This window comes from Streptomyces sp. NPDC093252 (assembly GCF_040683675.1).
Lineage (GTDB): Bacteria > Actinomycetota > Actinomycetes > Streptomycetales > Streptomycetaceae > Streptomyces.
On the sequence record NZ_JBFBEM010000005.1, the window covers coordinates 74,094 to 94,065 of the forward strand.

General features: G+C 71.8%; 13 protein-coding genes. 5 read left to right on the forward strand and 8 right to left on the reverse strand.

Going from position 1 to position 19,972, the window contains the following annotated elements; all coding sequences use genetic code 11:
- Positions 1-2 precede the first annotated feature (2 nt).
- On the reverse strand, positions 3-2,366 hold the full coding sequence (locus AB0O01_RS11985; protein WP_365312591.1) for a glycosyltransferase: 2,364 nt from the start codon (positions 2,364-2,366) through the stop codon (positions 3-5).
- Positions 2,363-3,877, reverse strand: a complete 1,515-nt coding sequence (locus tag AB0O01_RS11990) for a hypothetical protein (RefSeq protein WP_365312593.1) — start codon at positions 3,875-3,877, stop codon at positions 2,363-2,365. Before AB0O01_RS11990 ends, AB0O01_RS11985 begins: the two co-directional genes overlap by 4 nt.
- Before the next feature lie 468 nt (positions 3,878-4,345).
- On the opposite strand from AB0O01_RS11990, the gene AB0O01_RS11995 reads away from it, so the two are divergent.
- Entirely contained in the window at positions 4,346-5,287 is a 942-nt protein-coding gene (locus tag AB0O01_RS11995; RefSeq protein ID WP_365312595.1) for a class I SAM-dependent methyltransferase, read from the forward strand.
- Between the two features lie 119 nt (positions 5,288-5,406).
- Here the strand turns inward: AB0O01_RS11995 and AB0O01_RS12000 are convergent, their stop codons facing one another.
- Complete coding sequence (locus AB0O01_RS12000; protein WP_365312596.1) at positions 5,407-6,669, reverse strand: trypsin-like serine protease; 1,263 nt, start codon at positions 6,667-6,669, stop codon at positions 5,407-5,409.
- Positions 6,670-6,744: 75 nt separating this feature from the next.
- Positions 6,745-7,323: a hypothetical protein gene (locus AB0O01_RS12005; protein WP_365312598.1), complete on the reverse strand. Its 579-nt coding sequence runs from the start codon at positions 7,321-7,323 to the stop codon at positions 6,745-6,747.
- 746 nt (positions 7,324-8,069) lie between these two features.
- Between AB0O01_RS12005 and AB0O01_RS12010 the strand changes: the two genes are divergently transcribed.
- The 3 genes from AB0O01_RS12010 to AB0O01_RS12020 all read left to right on the forward strand — a co-directional run bounded on the left by AB0O01_RS12010 (position 8,070) and on the right by AB0O01_RS12020 (position 13,841).
- Entirely contained in the window at positions 8,070-11,351 is a 3,282-nt protein-coding gene (locus AB0O01_RS12010) for an ALF repeat-containing protein (RefSeq protein ID WP_365312600.1), read from the forward strand.
- Positions 11,352-11,571: 220 nt separating this feature from the next.
- Positions 11,572-12,723, forward strand: a complete 1,152-nt coding sequence (locus AB0O01_RS12015) for an acyltransferase (RefSeq protein ID WP_365312602.1) — start codon at positions 11,572-11,574, stop codon at positions 12,721-12,723.
- A 176-nt stretch (positions 12,724-12,899) separates the two neighbouring features.
- The gene (locus AB0O01_RS12020) at positions 12,900-13,841 is read left to right on the forward strand and encodes a class I SAM-dependent methyltransferase (protein ID WP_365312605.1); all 942 of its coding nucleotides are present in this window, start codon (positions 12,900-12,902) and stop codon (positions 13,839-13,841) included.
- 13 nt (positions 13,842-13,854) lie between these two features.
- On the opposite strand, the gene AB0O01_RS12025 is transcribed toward AB0O01_RS12020, so the two are convergent.
- The gene (locus AB0O01_RS12025) at positions 13,855-15,441 is read right to left on the reverse strand and encodes a methylmalonyl-CoA mutase family protein (RefSeq protein WP_365312607.1); all 1,587 of its coding nucleotides are present in this window, start codon (positions 15,439-15,441) and stop codon (positions 13,855-13,857) included.
- A 182-nt stretch (positions 15,442-15,623) separates the two neighbouring features.
- Here AB0O01_RS12025 and AB0O01_RS12030 point away from each other — a divergent pair, with 182 nt between their 5' ends.
- A complete protein-coding gene (locus AB0O01_RS12030) occupies positions 15,624-16,448 on the forward strand; it encodes a L,D-transpeptidase family protein (protein WP_365312609.1) in 825 nt (274 codons plus the stop codon).
- 149 nt (positions 16,449-16,597) lie between these two features.
- Here AB0O01_RS12030 and AB0O01_RS12035 read toward each other — a convergent pair whose 3' ends face one another.
- The 3 genes from AB0O01_RS12035 to AB0O01_RS12045 form a co-directional block, all read right to left on the reverse strand.
- Entirely contained in the window at positions 16,598-17,950 is a 1,353-nt protein-coding gene (locus tag AB0O01_RS12035; RefSeq protein WP_365312610.1) for a hypothetical protein, read from the reverse strand.
- Positions 17,950-18,612 carry an RNA polymerase sigma factor gene (locus AB0O01_RS12040; RefSeq protein WP_365312611.1) on the reverse strand — a complete coding sequence of 221 codons (663 nt, stop codon included), beginning with the start codon at positions 18,610-18,612 and terminating at the stop codon, positions 17,950-17,952. The genes AB0O01_RS12035 and AB0O01_RS12040 overlap by 1 nt, the downstream gene beginning before the upstream one ends.
- 382 nt (positions 18,613-18,994) lie before the next feature.
- Positions 18,995-19,375 carry a hypothetical protein gene (locus tag AB0O01_RS12045; protein WP_365312612.1) on the reverse strand — a complete coding sequence of 127 codons (381 nt, stop codon included), beginning with the start codon at positions 19,373-19,375 and terminating at the stop codon, positions 18,995-18,997.
- Positions 19,376-19,972: the final 597 nt, after the last annotated feature.

Consider the following 19,972-nt stretch of genomic DNA (forward strand, 5'->3'; position numbering starts at 1 on the left):
GTTCAGCTTCCGAGGAGGGCGCGCAGGTCGGCGGCGTTGGCCTGGGTGACCTTCCACAGTTCCTGCTGCCGTCCGTGCACATCGGCGACGGTCTTGGCGTGGTCGGCGAGCAGTTCGCGGGAGCGCTCCACGAGCAGCGCGGCGAGGTCGCGGTCGTGCACGGAGACGCCCCACTCGGGCCGGTCGATGTCGCGCAGGAAGTACGCCATCTTCGGGTGCGAGATCAGGCTGATGATGGGGGTGCCGCAGCCGAACGGGATCATGCCTGCGTGGCCGCGCATGCCGATGACCAGCCGGGTGCGGGCGTAGAGATCGCGGATCTCGTCGTTGTCGAAGTCGTACATCGGGATGACGGGCAGGGAGATGCCGTGCTCGCGGCGCAGATCGAAGGCGAGCTTCTCGTCGTCCAGGGAGTGCGCGACGCACTGCACCTCGGCGAGTTCACCGAGTTCCCTGACGGCCTGGGCCATCTGGGCGAGGAAGTGGCCGTAGTCGTGGCCGAAGCGCAGGCCCGCGCGGTCGTAGGCGGCGTTGAGCAGAATGGTGTCGTCGCGGACGATGGGGTCCTGCCAGTCGTCGACGAGCTGCCGGGTGACGGTGGTGGGGCAGGGCTGGAAGCGGATCTTGTCGTGCAGGTGCGCGGGGAGCATGCCGCGCACCTTCTCCATGGAGCCGTGGTTGCGCAGCCCGAAGAAGGCGGAGCGCTCGACCAGCTTGCGCAGCGACTCACGGAACCGCTGGGCACGGTAGGACTGTCCGTCGAAGGCGTTGAAGCCGACCGCGTACACCGCGATGGGGACCTCGATGCGCTCCAGGAGGTCGTCCGGGACGTTCCACTGCCAGGCGCTGTTGCCGTTGGGCATGGTGTCCGGGATGAACAGGCCGCCGCCGCCGATGACCAGTCCGCGCCGGGCGTTGACCCGTTCCAGGGCGGCCTCGTCGAACAGCCGGTGGGCGTGTACGGAGTGCCAGCGGCGGGTGGTGGTGTCGGGGTCGAAGGCGAGCCGGACGCTCTCCGGGAGCAGTTTGTCGCCCGCGTTGCCCTGCCGGTCCATGTAGAAGGCGACGTGCGCGAGCTGCTGGTCGGGGCTGCCCTGCTGCTGGACGGGCACCTGGGTGGTGCGCTGGTGCCAGAGGCGGCTGGCGCGGTGCGTGGGGTCGACGGTGAGGCCGGCCAGCGCGTAGGCGCGGGCGGTGGCATCCTCGCCGTGCACCCAGGAGATCTGGGCGAGCCGGGCGAAGGCGGTGGCGGCGCGGTTGGGCGCGGCGGTGGCCAGCAGCAGTTGGGCGTCGGCCTCGTCGTAGCGGGAGACGCTCATCAGGGCGTGGCCGTAGACCTCGTGCGGCCATGCCTCGTCGATGGGGATGTGCACCTGCTCCATGACGTCCACGGCCGACTGGTAGTCGCCGGCGCCGATGTGGGCGAGGGCGAGGCGGCGGGCGATGTCGACATCGCCGGTGCGCCGGACGTGCGGGGTGGCGAAGTGCACCAGCAGGTCGTGGTGGTGGCTGCCGGGGCGGGAGACGTAGGCGGCGTGCAGTGCGGCGTCGCTGATGTCGAACTCGCGCCAGCGCTCCTGGGCCTGTCCGTAGCCGGCCTCGCCGCCCTGCCAGGGCTTGTGGCGGCCGGTGAAGTGCAGGATCGCGGTGTCCTCGGGGACCGGCAGATCCCCGGACAGGCGCCGTTTGACGAAGTTGTACTTGGGGTCGAGGTCGACGAAGTCGCCGTCGAGGACGGCGTTGAGGATGCCCTGGTCGTGCTTGTCGAGTTCGTAGGTGCCGCTGCGGCCGGTCTCGTCGAGGCGGGCGCAGAACTCGTCGGTGAGGTATTCCTTCTGGATGACGAGCAGTCCGCTGTTGAGCATGCGGGACCTGTCGCCGTAGAAGAACTGGGCGACGGCCGCGAGGCCCCGGCGCAGTGCGAGGAGTTCCTTGAGCGGGCCCAGGACCACCATGTCGGTGTCCAGGGTGATCACGGTGTCGTAGTCGCGGATCCGGAAGACATCGAGGATGAAGTACGCCTTGCGGACCAGGTAGTTGTCCTGGTCGCCCTTCTGGTACGAGTCGTAGTGGTCGGCGTCGACGCGGCGGAAGACCACCCGGGGGTGCAGGGCGCGGATGGCGGCCACGGAGGACGGCTTGAGGTCGTCGTGCAGGACGATGAAGTCCTCGCACACATCCGGGTTGGACAGGGCGAGCGAGCGCAGCAGGACGAGGAAGCCGGGCAGGTAGTTCTCGTCCACGAAGCTCGCGAAGGCGATCCGCCGTTTGCCGGTGAGGGCGGCGGCGGACTGCGCGGCGGGCGGGGCCACGGCGGTGCGGGCCGTCGGCTGGGTGGATGCGGCGGCTATCGGGGCGGTGGTCATCGCAGGGAGGTCCTCATGCCGGAGACGCTCTGGGCCCGTTCCATGACCCATGCCTTCTCGCTGCTGTATTCGTGGACGTGGGTGATCGGCAGCTTCATCGCCTCCGGGACGCGGTAGGCGCCGCTCTCGTAGAAGTCGAAGCCGATCAGGTCGAGGGTGGGGCTGACGTCGAGGAAGTCGAGCAGCCAGAGCAGGTTGAAGCCGGAGGTCGGGATCCCGGAGAGCTGCTCGGAGGTCCAGCCGCCGATGTTGCGGACCGGCCAGCGCAGTGATTCGTCACCGATGTACTTCTGCGCGCCGGGGACCAGCTTGTTGCGCATCGAGTACTTCCAGTCGGACGACGAGCCGCCGGTGATCAGGCGGATGTCGACCGGCTTGTCCCAGTTGAAGGCGTGCTTGTGGATGGAGACATGGAGGCTGGTCCTCTTGCCGGTGTGCACCGGGTCGATCCGGTACGAGTTGAAGCGCATCACCAGGTCGTAGGAGTCGATCTCGCCGCCCATGGCGCTCTCGCCGACCCGGGCGGAGTTGGCGATCAGGCAGATGGACTTTCCGGCGACCAGATTGCGGAACTCGCCGAGGCTGATCCACTGCACGCCCTCGAAGAGCGGGTCGACGACCGGGCCGCGCATCCGGACCCGGCGGGCCTCGGCGTACAGGCCGATGGCCTCGGTGAGTTCGGGGGTCGGCCGCGCGGGGCCGCGGGTGCACAGGTCCAGGTAGTGGCCGAGCGCCTCCTGGAAGTCCGGCTCGGCGGCCTCGGCGCGGTCCATGGCGAGCAAGGCGCCGACGAGCCGGGGCTGTGCGGCTTCCCAGTCCCCGGCGGCGTGCGCCGCGAGCCCTTCGGCCCAGGCATCGGTGGCGGCGCCGTCGGTGAAGCGGGCGGCCTGCGGCGCGGTGCGCTGGAGCAGGGCGAGCAGCTTGGCGCGGCGGTCCAGAGCGGTGCGGATACCGGTGACGCGGGCGCTCACCCCGTAGCCGTCGTCCTGGGTCAGTCCGAGGTAGCGGTCGAAGGCGTCGGCCGCTGCGGCGGGGCGGCCCATGGCCTCCAGCAGCCGGCCGCGCAGCCGCCAGCCGGCCCGGGAGTTCTTGCGCTGGGTGAGGATGGTGTCGCTGAGGAGCAGGGCCAGGTTCAGCTCGTCGTCGTAGCCCGCGTCCACGGCCTTGTTGCCGACGCCGAGCATGGCGTCGAGCAGGTCGTTGGAGATCGAGCCGGTGCCGGAGCCGGAGGCGGCCTTCACCCCGCGCCGGAGCAGTCCGCCGGTGGGCGCGGAGGGTGCGGCCTGGCTCTGCGAGGCCCAGGCGGCCAGCAGTTCACGCAGCTTCTCGGCCAGAGCGATACGACGGGAGTCGAGGCTGCCGACGAGCTTGCCGCTGTGCACCGCGCAGGCGCGCAGGCAGTCGTCCAGCTCGGCCGGGGTGATCCGGGCGCTCGGTGGGTCGGCGTCGGCGGGCGCGGACGCCGGGCCCCCGGTCCTGGGGCGTGCCCATCTGCTGCGAACCCTCGTCATGGTGCTCCTGCTCTGGATATGGCGAACGGCGGCAGCGGTCCGGGGATGTCGGACCGGTGCCGGCGCGAAGAGGAAGGTCGGGGCACGGTAAGAAACCAAGGCGACGCCCTGGTGAACTACGCGAAGCCGGTGAGCAAATCGTATGATCGGCCTGCCAGAAGGGGTTACATCCCCTCCACAGCGGTGACGACGCCATGACCAGCGAACATCGCGCTCCGCACCCCTGGCGCTTCCCTCTCCGCCGGTGCGCGTTCGGCAGAAGTTCTCTGGACGGTCACTTTTACAGGGCTTACGTTCGAGTGACGCGGGCCTAGCCTGTCGTGCGGTCACGGCGCCGCGCCCTGCGCCCGGCACGGGCATCCGCTCCCTCCCTCCCTTCCTCCCTTCCTCCCTTCCTCCCTCACTCCCGTTCCCGCTCTCATCAGCTCTCGTCATCTCCCACCGCGATGCGATCGAGGTCCCGGTTCCATGAAAAGCCGTTCCCTGCTCCGCAGTTCGGCCTCCCGGCGGGTGCTGCGCCCCGTCGCCGAGCTGATCGACCAGCGCATCGAGCGGCGGGTCCGCTCGGCCGTCGCCGCGGTCGCCGCCGAGAACAGCCGCACGGATGTGGCCCAGCTCCGGCGCGAGCTGGACCAGTTGAAGCAGTTCCAGCTCACCCTCGACCTGCTGCTGGGCAAGCGGGCGCGGGGCATCAGCCGCATCGTCGTGCACACCCATCTCAACCGGCTGTACTCCGAGGTCGCCGAGGTGTGCGGCGGCCGGGAGACGGCCGAGCGCAATGTCGCCGCCGCCTACCGGCTGCTGATCGCCCTGGAGTCACTGGGCGTGGGCCGGGTCGCGGGCGGCACCATGAACATCTGCGGCAAGCTCGGCACGATCCCGCTGCTCGACCCGCCGAACGACGAGGTCCTGGAGATCGGCACGCTGTACGGGATGTTCTCGGCCGGGCTGATCAGGATGCTGGAGCGCGACGGCCGCAGCCCGAGCGTGACGATCGTGGACCCGTTCGCCGGGGTGCAGCTCCAGCCGGGCACCACCCAGAGCGACGACCCCACGGGCACGCCGGTCGACGAGCACGCGGTGCGCGCCAATCTCGCCCTGGCGGGCCCGGCGGGGGTGAACGCCCGGATCCAGCGCGGCTTCTCGCAGGACCCGGGGACCCGCGAGGCGGTGTCCGACCGCCGGTACGGCGTGATCATCGTGGACGGCGACCACTCGGCCGCGGGTGTGCTGGCCGACCTCCAGTGGGCCGAGGAGATAGCGGCCCCCGGCGGGATCGTCGTCCTTGACGACTACGGCGACCCCCGGTGGCCCGGCATCAAGGAGGCCCTGGACAAGCATCTGACCGGCGAGAGCCGGTTCACCCACCTGGGGAAGGCGGCGCGGTCGGCGTTCTTGCGGGCCGCCTGATCGGGGTGTGACCGGGGGCAGGTGAGGGCATCCGCCGTACGGGGGACACGGGAGACACGGGAGACACGGGGACCGTGGGCCTCCCGTACGGCGGAACCCTGGATCTCCGGCCTGCGGCGTCAGCCGAGCGGCAGCGGTGCCGGGGCCGCCGGGGCCGCGCCCGCGACCCGGAAGTTGTCCGCGTGCTCGAAGGTGAACCGCTCCCAGCCGCCGGTGACGGCCGTCGAACGGGCGCGCAGCAGATGCGCGTCGTCGCCGGTGTAGTTGGCCTCGACGGCGACGTACTTGTCGTTCACCTGCGCCCTCAGGGCGTAGTTCGCGCCGCCCTGCGGGACGAGGGTGTACGACTCCCAGCCGTGGGGGATCGCGGTGCGGGCGCGCAGCATCCCGTTGTGGTCGCCGGTCTGGCTGTTCTCCGTGGTCACGTAGAGGCCGTTGGCCAGGGAGCGCAGGGCGATCGTCGTCCCGCCGTCCCGGGTGTGCAGCGTGAACTGCTCCCAGCCGCCGGTGGCGGTGTCGCTGCGGGCCCGCAGCTTGCCCGTGTGGTTGCCGGTGGCGTTCAGTTCCGCGGTCACGTACTTGGCGTTGACATGCGCCTTCAGGGCCCAGCGGGCGACCTGGGGGCCGATCCAGCCCGCGAGGTCGTCGACCCGGGTGTCCACGGCCCCGGTGCTGGTGACGGACTCGTCGATGCCGAAGCAACCGCCTTGCCAGGAACGGCTGCTGATGGCGACGAGTTCGATGCTCCCGCCGCTCTCGCGCAGCGCGGGGCCTCCGGCGTCACCGGCGCAGACGGCGGCGCCGCCCTGGCCGGTGATGTCGATCTCGGTGGCGCCGACCGCGTCGACGCCGAAGGCGCCGGTGTGCAGCTTCAGCGGCGACCACTCGCCGGTGGTGCGGCCGTATCCGGCGACCTTCAGTTGCTCTCCGGCGACGGGCGCGGTGGCGCTGAGGGTGACCGGGGTGATGCCCGTCGCCGCCGACTCCAGCCGGGCGAGGACCAGATCGCGGTCCGGGTGCGGCACCAGTTCCACCACGTCGCGGACCTGACCGCCGCTGGTGGCGAGGTCGGTACGGCCGACGGTCGCGGTGGTGGGGAGCGCGGGGGCCCCGGCCGGGACGTCGATGCTGACGGCGGGGTCCGCGGCGAAGCAACTGGCGGCGGTGAGCAGCCAGCGTGCCTCGATCAGGGTTCCGGAGCAGGCGCGGGTGTTGTCACCCGTGCCGATATCCAGCTTCGCGGTGAAGGCGTAGGCACCCGCGGCGGCGGGGGTGCCGGTGACGGCGTGGGCCGAAGGGGCGGGAAGCAGCAGGGACACCGCGGCCAGGGGCGCGGTGAGTGCGGCGAGCCAGGTGGTACGGGCGTGACGTCGACGTGGCATGACCGTTTCCTTGCACGAGTGGGAGCGGGCGGGCTCGGGGGCGCTTCGGTGAGGTGAGAAGGTCCGTACGAGGCCCTACTGGGTGGCTCTGATCTCCACGAGCGTGTGGTCACGCTGTTCGGGGTCGGTGGTCTCGCCGACCGCCGTGAACTCGTTCTTGGGGATGTCGTAGGTCTTCTGCTCGTCCTCGACGGTCATGCTCAGCTCGGTGGCGTAGTCGTTGCCCAGCACGCCGTAGACCGCGGGGATCTCCAGGCTGAGGTATCCGCTGTTGCCCGTGACGCGGAAGCAGATCTCGCCGGCGCCGCGGGCCCAGAGCGAGAGCAGGCCGGTCTGGCTGTCGCACTCGGCGAGCACGATGTGTCCGTCGCCTCGCTTGAGGGTGATGCCGCGCTCCGCGAGGATCTCGTCCGCCTGCGGATAGGCGAAGTCCTCGACCGCGTAGCCCGGGGCCGCGTCGGCGACGGTCCGGGTGGGGGCGTTGGCGCCGTCCGCCGCCGCAGTGGGGCCGCCGGACACCGCGAGCCAGGCCAGGGCGCCCGCGACGGCGGTGGTCAGTGCACCCCGCACCAGGCGCTTCCGATGCGCCTTCCCCTTCAGCTTGATCTTCGGCTTCGGCTTCGGCTTCGATGTACTGCCGCTGTGTTCCTTCATCACTGTCCTAGTCGTCGGTTCCGATCGAATATCCGGAACGTGGCAAATTCAGGGGTGAAGGCCGTGGTCCACTCGCGACAGCCCGCGGAGCGGAAATACCGAGTACCGAAGAAAGAAACTCTGCCCCGGCCCGAAGCAGGGGGCGAATTCGAAGCGCACAGCCCCCGCACAAGCTTCTCCCGGGCACCCCTCCGCCAAGGATCACCGCCCCCGCAATTCACTGTCAAGAGCGTGATCCAACCCCATGGGCTCTGTCCACCCGCCCCTCGGGGAATCACGGAACCCTAGCGGCACCATGTTCAACTAACGGGACTTTGCGGGCAGTTGCCGCAGAATCCGACGGCGAAAGATGAACACCAGGCATCGGAATGGTGAATTACACATACAAACATGATCCGGTTTCAACTACCTGGTGAGCCTATTTCCTTTTCCTGGCCTCATGCACCTGTGGCTATTGCACACTTTCCCGCTTAAGGTCACCGTGCACGTTGTCGCGTCCGGCCCCGGAGATATCGCATACAGCCTTCGGGGCGCGTACGTGGCCGACACAACGTTCAGCCCGGCGGTATTCAGCCATATATTCGGCGACCGCCGGACGCCGATCCCGAGGGGCCTCTTTGGACACCAGCGAGACCACCTTTTGGAGCAGACGACGCTTTATCGGAGCCCTGGCTGCCACCACGGCGGTCGCGGCCACTTCCAGCCTCGTCCTGACCTCGACAGCCGCCCACGCCAACACCCTTCCCGTGGACGACCTGCCACCCCATCTGCCCGACACCCAGCGCGCACGCGTCGTCTGGGCCCACAAGCTCGGCGGGCGCGCGGTCCGCGAAGCCGCCGCCGCGGCCCTGGCCGGCAGCGACGCACAGGTCACCGCATTCCTGACCACGGAGCTGGCCACGGCCACCGCCGAAGACAACCGCGTGGCGCTGTTCCGCGGTATCGCCCGGGGAGGCCGGTCCGTCCAGACGGCCGCCTCGCAGGCCCTGACCGCCGGAGACACGGCTGTAGCCGCATACCTCAAGGACGGCTTCCAGCAGCCGCTCCTGACCGACCTGCGGGCCGAGGTCTTCCGCATCCGGGACAGCGGTGGCAAGAGCATCCGGCGGGAGGCCGCCGCGGCGCTGGCCACCGACACCCGGGAGGCGCTGGAGACCTTCCTCGCCGAGACGCGCTACGCGGCGCTGGACGAGGACGAGCACGCCGAGGTGTTCAAGGTCCTCGCGACCGCCTCGCCCGAGGTGAAGACCTACGCCAAACGGGCGCTCGCCGACGGCTCCGCGAAGGCCCTCAACTGGTTCCTCACCACCGGCCAGCACATCGCCCGTGCCCGCGACGAGGAAACCGCCACCATCGACCAACTGGTGGCGATCGTCGAACGCGAGGGCAAGGAGGCCAAGCTCAACACGGACAAGGCCGTCGCCTCGTCCGAGCAGGCCGAGGAGGCCGCGCTCAAGGCCAAGGAGGCGGCCCTGGAGGCAGCCGCCGAGGCCCAGGCCGCACAGAACGACGTCGCCAGGGCGGCGCAGGCCGCGGACAAGGCCGCCGATGCCGCACGGGGCGCCGCCCGCGCTGCGCAGACCGCGATCAGCGCCTCCCGGGCCGCGCAGTCCGCCTCGCAGCACGCGGCGCAGGCCGCCCAGGCAGCGGCGGCGGCAGCGGCGGCGGCCGGCCGGGCGGCGGCAGCCGCCTACAACGCGGCCATCGCCGCATCCGCCGACGCTTCCAAGGCCGCCGCGGCCCGCTCGGCGGCCGAAGGCGCGCGCAACGCCGCGGCCAAGGCGCGTACGGCGGCACAGGCCGCGCAGCAGGCGGTGGTCGCCTCGCAGGCGGCCAGTTCGGCCGGTTCCGCCGCGGCCTCCGCGGCCAACAACGCCGCCGCGGCGGCAAATGCGTCCGCCGCCGCGGCCACCGCCGCCGGTGCCGCCACCGAGCAGGCGCGGATCGCCCGGGAGGCCGCCGCCGAAGCCAACGCGCAAGCGGCCCGCGCCACCCAGGCCGCGAACCTGTCCCGGCAACTGGCCGGCCAGGCGGCTGCCGCCGCCTCCGCCGCGCACGCGGCGGCCAACTCCGCGGCCACACACGCCGAGAACGCCGCCGACGCGGCCGAGGAGGCGGCCGACCACGCCGGTGAGGCGATCGAGCACGCCACTCGCTCCACCACCTACGCCAACGCCGCGGTCGCGGCGGCCACCACCGCGGCCGACGCGGTCCAGGAAGCGCAGGACATCGAGGCCGCCGCCCGCCAGGCGGAGGCCGACCGCATCGCGCAGGACACCGAGGTCGGCATCGTGGCGGCCCGGCTCAAGGCGGCACAGGAGCAGCAGGCCCTGGAGCAGATCGCCGAACTGCAGACCGAGGAGGAACGGACCGCGCAGGAGATCCGGGACCTCATCGCCCAGGCCGAAGGCGCCTTCGCGGCCGGTGACCAGGCCCAGGCCGTGGTCCTCGGCCGCCGGGCGGCGATCAGGCTGCTGGACAAATCCGGTACCTGGACCCGCCAGGCGGCCGAGTTCGCGCTCGCCGCCGCGGACCCCGACATCCTCAACTGGGTCGACGTCGACCGGCGGGCGGCCCAGCGGCAGGACGACCGCGAGACCTTGCTCGCCCTGGCCGAGACGGCCCCCTCGGACATCACGGCGGCGGCCCGTGGCGCCCTGGAGAGCCCGGACGAGGACGCGGCGAGCCAGTTCATCCAGCAGGGTCTGGTCGAGGCAGCCGCCACCGAGAACCGGGTGAGGATCTTCACGATCCTGGCTCAGGCCCCTGGCCAGGCGGTCACGGCGGGTGCCGAGGCGGCGCTCGCCGACGACAGCCCCGAGGCCCTGTACCGGTTCCTGACCACGGAGTACGCCGAGGCGATCAAGGAAGACGACTCCGTCGAGGTCTTCAGGATCCTGAACGAGGGCGGGGCATACGTCCGGTCCGCCGCGACGGTGGTGCTGGAGGGGTCGGCCTTCATGCGGCGGTCGTTCGTCGCGCAGGACCAATACCACGTCGCCCGGTTGGATCATGACGCCGCGGCCCACGTCGCGGCGATCCGGGCGTCCATCGCCCACGCCGCCCATATCGCGCACAAGGCGCTGGAGGACGCCGCCCGCGCCTCGGAGGCGGCGGCGCGGGCGCGGCAGGCGGCTTCGGAAGCGGCGGACTGGGCGAACAAGGCCCAGGACTACGCCGCCGACGCGGCGAACGCGGCGGCCGACGCCCGCGCCGAGGCCGAGGCCGCCGACGCATCGGCGGCGCAGGCCGCCGCCTCGGCACGCCAGGCGGAGGACGCGGCTGCCGTGGCACGTACCGCCGCCCGCAGCGCGAACTACTCGATGAACCAGGCGTACGCCTCCGCGGGACGGGCCCAGACCTCGGCCGCCTCGGCGGCGGCGTCCGCGGCGAGCGCCCGCGCGTCCGCGGTGCAGGCGGGCCAGGACGCGGCGGCAGCGGCGGCTGCGGCGACGCAGGCACACGACATCGCCCTGGAGAAACGGCGGCAGGAGATCGCCGAGGCGGCGGCCGAGGCCGAACGCAGGGCGAGGGAGAACGAGCAGAACGGCAAGAATCCCGCCGATGACCCCGCCAACGACACCAATCAGGGCGAGGAGGACGGCAAGTTCCTCGGTCTGACGGCGGAGGAATGGGCCTATTGGTCCGACCGCGTCGCCGATGTCAGCCAGGTCGTCTCCCTCGCCGCCGGCGCGGGCGCCGTGATCGCCGCCCTCATCCCGGGCGGTCAGCCGGTGGCCGCCGTCCTCGGTGTCGTGGCTTCCGTCGCCCGGGGCATCTCGTGGGCGGCACGCGCGGTGAACTTCATCGCGACGGGCTACTCCACCGACTGGTGGAGCGACAGCTTCAACAAGAGCGTGGACACGTTCACCCAGACCGTCAACTTCTTCGGCACAGGACGTGGCCCCATCTGGGCACCCGACTGGCTCAGCGGCGCCTCGGGATTCGTGGACGAGATCGGCGAGCAGGTGTCCGGTGTCCTGGAGGACGTCGGCTCGGCCGCCATCGGATGGCTGAACTGGAGCTGAGCGGCCACCCACTGCGGGGGTCTCCAGGGCGTGGGGTGGGCGGGACGCCATGCGGCGTGCCACCCACTCCCCGGTCACCCGATCCGGCATCGAGGTGAACTACGGAAAACAAACGGGCAAACCCCGTCACCATCGAACGAATTCGCGTCAACACGCGCCCTAAGGTGACTCGCGGCGTCACATGATATGGACGGATCCGAGGCAGCCGAGGTATGCGAGCGTGACCGAGACGGTCGTCAGCACAGCCAAGACCCCACCCGCCACGCCCGCGCCCGCGCCGCCGCGCGTCACCGGTGCCCCGCCACGCCCGGCGGGCAGGGGCGGACGGCTCCGGGCCCTGGACGGGCTGCGGCTGCTGGCCGCGCTGATGGTGGCGCTGTACCACTTCGGCGGCCGGGGCGGTGAGGTGACCCGTGCCTGGGGATCGTCGCCGCAGGACCAGTTCCCCACCCTGCACGCGTGGTTCGCCTATGGCCCGCTCGGGGTGCAGATCTTCTTCGTGATCAGCGGGTTCGTGATCTGTATGAGCGGCTGGGGCCGCCCGCTGCGGTCCTTCTTCGCCTCCCGGGCGTCCCGGCTGATGCCCGCCTACTGGGTGGCCGTCGTGCTGGTGACGGCGGTGTTCGCGCTGCCCGGTGTGGTGTACGCGGCGGTGACCCCGAGCGAGGCGCTGCTGAATCTGACCCTGCTCCAGGAACCGCTGGGCGCGCATCGGGTGCTCGGCGTGGACTGGACGCTGTGGGTGGAGATCCGGTTCTACGCGCTGTTCGCCCTGTGCCTGGTCCTGCCGGGGGTGAACCGGCGCCGGGTGGTGCTGTTCTGCGCGGTGTGGACGCTGGCCGCGGCGATCGCCCGGGCGGCCGACGAACCGGCCCTCACCCTCCTCCTCATCCCCGAGCACGCCCCCTACTTCATCGGCGGCATGGGCATCTACCTCCTCTACCGCGACCGTCGCGACACCCTCGCCTGGGGGATCGTCGCGGTGAGCTGGCTGACCGGTCAGTACCAGGCGGTGGAAGCGCTGTGGCACCCGAGCGATCCCGGCCAGTTCTCCTACCGCTCCGCGTCGGTGGTCATCCTGATCGTCACCCTCGGCTTCGCCGCGGTGCTGGCCATCGCGCTGGGCCGGCTGAGCTGGGCGAACTGGCCCTGGCTGACCGTGGCGGGCGCCCTGACCTACCCCTTCTACCTGGTCCACGAACACCTGGGCTGGGTGGTCATCGGGGTCCTCCACCGGAGTCTCGGGGTGCCGTCCTGGGCGACTCTCGTGCTCACGCTGGGCGCGATGCTGGGACTGGCGTGGCTGCTGCACCGGTATGTGGAGCGCCGGGCGACACCGTGGCTCCGGGACGCGCTGGGACGGACGCGCTGAGTTCCGCCGCCGTTCATCCACGGGTCGGTTTGCGGTGAACTGACGGGGCAGTGGCTGAGAATCCACCGGCATTCACCGGCATTCACCGGCATCCACTGGCATTCACCGGCGTTCACCGGCATCCACCGGCGTTCACACGCACCCACGCACCCACGCACGAGGAAGTACCGATCTCCATGACCACCACCACAGCCCCCCACACCGTCCCCCCGCAGACACCACCCCACCGCCTCGACGACATCAAGGGCTGGTTCCCGGTCCTCGACCAGACGCTGTTCGCCTGGTTCCTCGACCGGCAGCGGAACGCGGGGCCGCGCGGCGATCTGCTGGAGGTCGGGGTGTTCCTGGGCAAGAGCGCGATCTTCCTGGGCCACCACCGGCAGCCCGGCGAGGCGTACACCGTCTGCGACCTCTTCGAGGGCGACGCCCCCGACGGCGCCAACCGCGCCGAGTCCGCGAAGTCCTACGGCGCGCTCACCCGGGGCGCCTTCGAGTCCAACTACCTCGCCTTCCACGACGAACTCCCCCGGGTCCTCGCGGGCCCCAGCTCCCTCGTTCCCGGCGAGGTGGCCCCGGCGAGCTGCCGCTTCGTCCACATCGACGGCTCCCACCTCTACGAGCACGTCCACGGCGACATCGGCGCCGCCCGGGACGTCCTGCTCCCCGACGGGATCGTCGTCCTGGACGACTTCCGCTCCGAGCACACCCCCGGCGTCTCCGTCGCCGCCTGGGAGGCGGTCCTCAGCCGCGGACTGCGCCCGATCTGCCTCACCACCCAGAAGCTGTACGGCACCTGGGGCGACCCCGGGCCCGTCCAGGAGGAGCTGATCGCGATGGTCCGGGACCGCGACGACTGCGACCTGAGCGTCCAGCACGCCGCCGGGCACCGCCTCGTCCGCCTCAAGTCCCGGCGCGGCATGCCCGCCCCCGGCTTCCCCCCGTCCCGCCACGCCCCGGCGGTACCCGCCCCGGCCCCCGACCCCCTCCCCCAGCAGCGCCGCCCCGCCACGGCCACCCCACCCCGCCGCCCCCGCGGCCGGGCCCGCCGCCTGGCCCACGACCTGCTGCCACCCCTGCTCAGCCGCGCGATCCGCCGCGCGCGGAGGGCGGTGGACTGACCGGGCCAGCCCCTCAGAACCGCTCGCCCGGCGCATACTCCCCCCACACCCCCCGCAGCACCCCGCACACCTCCCCCACCGTCGCCCCCGCCCGCAGGGCCTCCTTCATGGGGTAGAGGACGTTGTGGTCGGTGCCCTCGGCCGTCGAGGTGAGGGCGGTGAGGGTGGAGCGCACCGCGGCGGCGTCCCGGGTCGACCGGAGGCGGGTCAGGCGGGCGCGCTGGCGGGTCTCGATCGCCGGGTCGACGCGGAGCGGGGTGTAGGGCTCCTCCTCGTCCAGGGTGAAGCGGTTCACGCCGACCACCACCCGTTCCCCGGTGTCCGTCTCGCGGGCGATGCGGTAGGCGTTGCGTTCGATCTCGCTCTTCTGGAAACCCCGCTCGATCGCCGCCACCGCCCCGCCCAGGTCCGCCACCCGCCCCATCAGCTCCCGCACCGCCGTCTCCATCGCGTCCGTCAGGCTCTCCATGGCGTAGCTGCCCGCGAAGGGGTCGACGGTCGCCGTCACATCCGTCTCGTACGCCAGCACCTGCTGGGTGCGCAGGGCGAGCCGGGCGGCCTTGTCGGTCGGGAGCGCGATGGCCTCGTCGAAGGAGTTGGTGTGCAGGGACTGGGTGCCGCCCAGCACCGCGCCGAGCGCCTGCACCGCCACCCGCACCAGATTCACCTCGGGCTGCTGGGCCGTCAGCTCCACCCCCGCCGTCTGGGTGTGGAAGCGGAGCATCAGCGACCTCGGGTCCCGCGCCCCGAACTCCTCCCGCATCACCCGCGCCCAGATCCGCCGCGCCGCCCGGAACTTCGCGACCTCCTCCAGCAGCGTCGTCCGCGCCACGAAGAAGAAGGACAGCCGGGGCGCGAAGTCGTCCACCGCCATCCCGGCGGCGAGCGCCGTACGGACGTACTCGATGCCGTCGGCCAGGGTGAACGCGATCTCCTGCGCGGGCGACGCGCCCGCCTCGGCCATGTGGTAGCCGGAGATGGAGATGGTGTTCCAGCGCGGCAGCTCGGTCCGGCAGTAGCCGAAGATGTCGGCGGTCAGCCGCAGCGAGGGCTGCGGCGGGAAGATGTACGTCCCCCGCGCGATGTACTCCTTGAGTACGTCGTTCTGGACGGTGCCGGTGAGCCGGTCGCCCGGCACGCCCTGCTCCTCCGCCACCAACTGGTACAGGAGCAGCAGCACGGCCGCCGGGGCGTTGATCGTCATGGAGGTGGAGACCTCGCCCAGCGGGATGCCGTCGAAGAGCACCCGCATGTCCTCGATCGAGTCGACGGCCACCCCCACCTTGCCGACCTCGCCGTGCGCGAGCGGGGCGTCGCTGTCATGGCCCATCTGGGTGGGCAGGTCGAACGCCACCGAGAGCCCGCTGGTGCCGTGCTCGATGAGCCGCCGGTAGCGGGCGTTGGACTCCGCCGCCGTGCCGAAGCCCGCGTACTGGCGCATGGTCCAGGGGCGGCCGGTGTACATCGTGGGGTGGATGCCCCGGGTGTAGGGGTACGCGCCCGGCTCGCCCAGCCGTTCCGCCGGGTCCCAGCCGGTCAGCGCCCGCGGCCCGTACACCGGCTCGATCGGCAGCCCGGCCTCCGATTCACGTCCCGTCATCCCGTCCCTCGCCTTCCGCCGTCGCCGACCACCGGCCCCGCCCACCCCGCCAGAAGCGTGGTTCCTCCCGCTCCCCACCATGCCGTGCCGTTCGTGACCTGTCGTGCGCGGGGAACATCACAGGTGACCCGGAAACACCCGGGTGGACGGCCGAGGCAGTGGAGCGAGCGGAGGGACCGCGCATGCGGAGGTACGGCAGGGGGTGGGCGCTGCTCGCCCCGGCGGCGGTGCTGATGGCGGTCGGGTCCGCCTGCACCGTCCGGACGACGGACGCCGACGGCAAACCGGTCTCCCCGCCGGTACGGATCGACGCCCCCGACGACGCCCGCCCGAGCCCCAGCCCCAGCCCCTCGGCTGCCTCCACCCCCTCCCGCGCCCCGGTGCTGTGGACCCGGGGCGACACCGGCCGGGACGTCCGCGAACTCCAGGCCCGGCTGCGCCAGGTCGCCTGGCTGTTCGACGGGCCGACCGGGACGTACGACGAGCTGACCGAGCGGGCCGTCGCCGGGTTCCAGGGCAAGCGGGGGCTGCCCCGGACCGGCGAGACCGACACCGTCACCTGGCAGCGGCTGCGCGCGATGACGAAGGACCCCGGCCGGTGGGACCTGTATCTGATGGGCGGCCAGGAGGCCGACGCCCCCGACCCGCGCTGCACGACGGGCCGGGTGCTGTGCATCAGCAAGTCCAGCCGGACCCTGCGCTGGATGGTGGACGGCCGCACCCTCGCCACCACCGAGGTGCGGTTCGGCTCCGAGTACACCCCGACCCGCGAGGGCGTCTTCCAGGTCTACTGGAAGTCCCGCGACCATGTCTCGACCCTCTACGACTCCCCCATGCCCTACGCGATGTTCTTCAGCGGCGGCCAGGCCGTGCACTACTCCGCCGACTTCGCCGCCAAGGGATACGCCGGCGCCTCGCACGGCTGCGTCAACGTCCGGGACGAGAACCTGCTCGCCCAGTTGTTCACCCAGGTGCGGAACGGGGACAAGGTCGTCGTCCACTGGTGAGGGCGGCGGGCGGCGTCCGCCGGGGGCGATGAGGATGGGGCGCGGACGGGACCGGGGGAACGTGTCCCGCCCGCGCCGAGTGCACGTGCCGCAGGTACGGGGGGAACCCCGGCACTGTGCAGAGGGCCGATGACCAGTCGGCTCACCTACTACTGCGCCACACCGGCCGAAAGTGTCACAGCGGGGGTCACAGCGGGGGCGGGGGAACGTTCCTGGAACTGATGCCGGCCGTTGCCGTCACCATGGCCATGGGGGTTTCCGTTCCCGCTTCCGTCACCACGGCCGGTCCCGTCGCCACGGCCGTTTCCGTTGCCCCAGCCCTGATTCTGGCCCTGGCCCTGATCCTGACCCCGGCCGTGCCCTTGCCCCCAGCCGTGCCCCTGACCCTGGCCCAGTCCCAGCCCCGGTTGCCCGTCCTCGTCGTCCGCGTCCGTCGCCTTCGGGGACTTGGGCGGCTTGGCGGACTTGGAGGGTTTGGGGGACTTGGGGGACTTGGCGGGCTTAGGAGACTTCGCGGGCTTCGCTGATTTCGTGGGCTTCACCGGCTTCACCGGCTTCACCGACTTGGGCGGCTTCGCGGGTTTGCCGCTCTTGGGCGTCGCACTGCCCTCGACCTGCCCCTCGACGCCCGACCCGGTGGCGCTGCCGCTGCCCTTGCCCTTGCTGTTGCCGTTGTCCTTGCCGCTGCTGCCCGGCGAGGTCATCACCCGGCAGAAGTCGGCCACCCGTGCGGCGCCGCCCGCCAGGCCCTCCAGGGCGCGGCGGCGGTCGTCGTCCAGGGATTTGCCCTTGTTCAGGTCACGGCACGCCTTGGCCGCGTCCTTCCAGACGGCCGTGGACGGGGCGGAGGGCTCGACGGGGTCGGACGGACCGGCGGCGGGGGTGTCGGCGGAGGGGGGCGCGGCGGAGCCGCCGACGAGGGCGCCGCCCGGGGCCGCGCCGCCCTCGGTGTCCCCCTCGCCGGGGGTGGGGGAGGGCGCGGAGGTGCCGGTGGGCGGCCGGACCGGCGCGGACGCGGCGGGGCCCTGGGGGGACTCGTCGTCGAAGGGGGTCGGCAGCACTCCGGTTCCGGTGGCGGCGGCGATCCCGCCGATCATCACGACGGCCAGCGCGGCGGCGAGGCCGACCCGGAGCTGACGGCCACGGAGCTGACGACCCCGGAACGGACGGGCCCCGCCGGTCCGGCGGGGTGCGCGACCGCCGATGCGGATCAGCCCGGCGTCGGAGGTCCGGGGGGCGGAGAGGTCGCCGGTGAACGGACAGCCCGCCTCACCGAGATCGGCGCGCTCGGCGCGGATCTTGCGGAACGCGGCCAGCGCGGCGGCCTCACCGGGGAGTTCCTCACCGGCGGGGGGCGGCGGCGGTGCGGAGAGGGCGCCCAGTGCCTGGGCGAGCCGGTCGGCCCGGTCGCGGGCGTCGTCGTCGAGAGCTTCCGGTGGCTCCCCGCGCAGCAGACGCTCCGCCGTCTCACGGTCCAGCCATCGGTGGTGCTCGTCGGCCATCACATGTCCTTCTGCGTCCGCGATCGCGAATGCGTCACACTCGCGGACGTCACCGCATGATCGTGCGGTTCCCGCTGGGCGGGCAGGGCGTCAAGGGCTTCGGCGGATTCCGGATCGTCGCCGATCAGTTCCGCGAGCCGTTTCAGTCCGCGATGTGCGGCGGTGCGGACGGCGCCCGCGCGCTTGCCGAGGGTCTCGGCGGCGGTCTTGGCGTCGAGTCCCACGACGACCCGCAGGACGACGGCCTCGGCCTGGTCCTGCGGCAGCCGGGCGATGAGGGAGAGGGTGCGGTGGGTGGCGAGGGCCTCGATGGCCTCGCCGGCGGTGTCGGAGTCGGCGGGTCGGCCGGTGAGTTCGGCCTCGTCGCCGCCGGTCGCGGGGCGGCGGCCCCGCATGCGTATGTGGTCCAGGGCACGGTTGCGGGCGATCCGGGCCGCCCAGCCGCGGAAGCGGTCCGCGTCGCCGCTGAACCGTTCCAGATCGCGGGCTATCTGGAGCCATGCCTCGGAGGCCACGTCCTCCGCGTCGGGCTCGCCGACGAGGGTGCGTACATATCCGAGCAGCCGTGGGTGCACCGCGCGGTACACAGTCCGGAACGCGGTCTCGTCCCCGTTCTGTGCCGCAAGCACGGCGGCCGTCAGCTCGGCGTCGTCCCCCAGCACACGCGCGCCCTCTCTGCGCCTGGCCCCGTTCCGCCGCCCGCGTGGTGAGCGCGGTGGGTGCGGCGGTGCGGGTGCTTGCCGTCGTGGTGGTCGGTGGGTGGCCTCGGTACGGGACCCCGGCCGGTTGCGAGGGTCCTCGGTCTGCGGTCCTCGGCGATCGGCGCGAATGGCACGTTACGTCTTGAAACCGTTCTCCGTCCATGACCGTCGAAGATGCAACTAACTCGTGACGAGAGGGGGTGTGACACAAATCGCGGCGATGGCGCTGAAGGGAGTACGGGTCGCCGCGCGGCCCGTACCGCGCGACGGCCGGGGCCTCTCCTGTGGGGGGTGGCGGCCCCGGTCGTCTCCGTGGTCTTTACGCCTCTGACCTGCGGCGATGTCATGCGGAAACCCTCCGCGTGACCAGCGCGTGACCAGCACGCGGAACGGCGTCATGCGATGCCCCCCAGACCGATGCGCTCGGCGGTCCCGGCGGCCAGCCTGCGGGCCCCTGCGGCGCGGCGCTTCCCGTACTGGGCCATCGTGTAGCCCGGCGAGTGGTGCCGCACGTTCTCCGCCACCGGGCGCTGACCTGGCCCGCGTCCTGCGGTCCGCCGGGAGTGACCTTGAGAACACTCATCAGCGCCTGGTCGACATAGATCAGCGCGTTGTCGTCCCCGTCCTTGGTCAGGCGCCGCAGAACGCTCTTGTTGCCGACCTCGACGACGACCCACTCCAGTTCGACGGCGCAGTCGTCCCAGTGGATGAGGTTCCACTTCATTCCCAGGGCCTCGCTGCGCCGTATGCCCGTCGCCGTGTATGTCGTCCACAGCGGCGCATCGCGCGTACAGAAATGCAAAGGCCCGCAGGCGGTAAGTGCGCCGCACGGTTCTGCCTCAGCTTCCAGGAGTGCACGGCCGCAACCGCCAGTGGCCGTAATCGGCGGGAGAGCACGTGCCGTTGAGGCATCGGGAGATCAGCGGGGATTCACGTCAGGAGTGTTGTACGTTGACATACCGCTGCGGTGAAAATCCACTCGTCGCGGCTTCTTGCTCAACTGCCGCGAGGGGCCTGAAGCATGCCCCCGCCGGGCGAATCCTGGCGCTGTCCACCCATCGGGATGCTTCCGTTCACCGCGCAGATGAGCCCGAGCCGGCCAGGTGTCACAGCCGTGACCGTGGCCATGCATAGCCGGATGCGGGCGTGGCCCGGGTGGTACGGAGCCGCAGGCACAGCCGTGAACCATGAGGGCCGTACGTCCTGCGCATGCGGCCGGCTGCCGCTTCGCAACCCGCAGCGCTGTGCGTGTCAGGCACAAGCGGGGCTGCCCGATCGCTCCGCCATTGCCTCGTCGATCCTCGGGGAGTTGTGCGAACGA